The 2,008-nt window shown below is 72.1% G+C and carries 1 protein-coding gene and 2 pseudogenes; all 3 read right to left on the bottom strand.

The features are described from left to right. Positions 1–363: pseudogene (locus AC2W7M_RS24495) on the bottom strand (hypothetical protein); the annotation flags it as partial. A gap of 155 nt (positions 364–518) precedes the next feature. After that, positions 519–1,009: pseudogene (pal, locus tag AC2W7M_RS24490) on the bottom strand (peptidoglycan-associated lipoprotein Pal). Positions 1,010–1,404: 395 nt separating this feature from the next. Then, positions 1,405–1,965, bottom strand: a complete 561-nt coding sequence (gene rsmD, locus AC2W7M_RS24485) for a 16S rRNA (guanine(966)-N(2))-methyltransferase RsmD (protein WP_486135631.1) — start codon at positions 1,963–1,965, stop codon at positions 1,405–1,407. Positions 1,966–2,008: the final 43 nt, after the last annotated feature.

Genomic DNA, 2,008 nt, shown 5'->3' with positions numbered 1-2,008 from the left:
CGCCGGCCATTGGCAGGCGGCGCAAGCGGCGGCTTGGCGACGGCGCCCGCCGTCGTGGCGGCCGGACGGGCACGCCGCCGCCTTCCTCCAGGCGACGCACCTGCATTCAAGCTGCTGATTGCGGTACTGGAGCTGCTCCACCTGGCCCGTGAGCTGGCGCAGCGCATTCTCAAGCCGCTCCATGCGGGTCACGAGTTCGGTCATGTCAGCGCCCGGGGGGTGCTCCTGCACCTGACCCGGCGGCTTGAACAGATTGCCGAACAGGCCGCCGTCCTGCTGGGCCGAGGCGGCGGACGCAAAGGCGCACAGGAACAATGCGAGGGCGCCGGCCAAAGCGCCGGCCTGGGGCAGACGATACATCATGATCGAGAACGGGGCGCTCGTTTCGAGGGGGACGCGGTGAACCGCACTCCACCCTCATGTTACCGTAGGGATCGCGTCCAAAGTGTGACCCCTCAACGGCTTTACGCCGATCAGCCGCACCGGCCGCCGGTCGCCCGGCGGCAGGGACGCCGCCGTCAGGAGGCGCCGCCGGCGTTCAGCACCGTCACCGCGCGGCGGTTCTGCGACCAGCAGGAGATGTCGTTGCACACCGCCACCGGGCGCTCCTTGCCGTAGGAGATGGTGCGCATGCGGCGATGTCGATGCCGCGCGAGGCGAGATAGTCGCGCACCGCCTGGGCGCGCCGGGCGCCGAGGGCGATGTTGTATTCGCGCGTGCCGCGCTCGTCCGCGTGGCCCTCGATGACGAAGGTGTAGCGGTTCCACTGCTGGAGCCACTGCGCCTGCCGGTCGAGGGTGGCGCGGGCCTGCGGCGTGAGGTCGGTCTGGTCGCTCTCGAAGAACACGCGGTCGCCGACCGCGACGATGAACTCCTGGGGAGACCCGGGAGGACCGGCCTGGCCGCCCGCGGCATTGGGATTCGGCGTGTTCGCGCACGCGGCCAGCGCCAGCGCGAAGCCGAAAAGAGCCGCGAACCGGAAGCCGCGAGCAAAGCCGATGAAACGCATTTCCGGTGTCTCCCTTCTCAACACGCGTACCGGAGGCTCCATCTAGCCGCCGTCCGGTTAAGCGAACCTTCCGTGGGGCGCCGTCCGCCGCGGCGCGAGCCGCAAATCCGTCGCCGGACGGCGCAAACCGCGGCGCATGGTTTCTCAAACCTTGTCGCGCCGCCCGTGTCGTGCGTGAGCGCCGCAAGGCCGAGCGACGCGCGGCCGGGAACGGACGCGGCATCGGCTCGGCAGTGGGAGCGCGCCGGGCGGGATCGAACCCCCGAGCCCGGACCCGCCTTCACTGATGCGCGCTCGTGGCGTCATCATGGCGAGGGGGTGCAGGGGTTGGGGCAGGGCCTTGGTGACGCTTCTGCGCGCCGGAGCGTTGCCGAAGGGCAACAGTCGGCGGCCGGTCAGGCCGGCCCGGCGCGCTCCAGGAAGGTCAGCTCGCTGTCGTCATAGGCGCGCCGTTCCAGCTCGCGGAAGCCCTCGGGGGCGGCGAAGGCGCCGGTGCGCTCCTCCACCACCACCAAGGCGTCGGACGTGAGCCAGCCGTCCCGCGCCGCCGCCAGCGCCGCCTCGGCGAGGCCCTTGCCATAGGGCGGATCGCAGAAGACGAGGCCGAACGGCCCGTCATGGGGGCCCGCGGGGCCGAGCCGGCCGGCGTCGCGGCGGAAGATCCTGGTCGATCCGGTGAGCCCGAGCGCCTCCACATTCTCCCGGATCAGGCCGCGCCCCTCGGCGCTGTCGTCCACGAACAGGCAGAAGCGCGCGCCGCGCGAAAGCGACTCAAGCCCGAGTGCGCCGGTGCCGGCGAACAAATCGAGCACCTGGGCGCCGGCGCAGGGGTCGCCATACGCGTGGGCGAGCACGTTGAACAGGCTCTCGCGCAGCCGGTCGGAGGTGGGGCGGATGAGGCCGGCGCGCGGCCCCTTCAGCACCCGCCCCTTGAGGCTGCCGCCGACGATGCGCACCGCGCCGCCTCAGCTCTTGCCGCGCGGCCCCGGCCGACCGCCG

This window comes from Xanthobacter sp. BG11Y11_SDJG, assembly GCF_057364445.1.
Note: the sequence above shows the minus strand (reverse complement) of the source record. Positions and strands in the feature narration are given on the sequence as shown.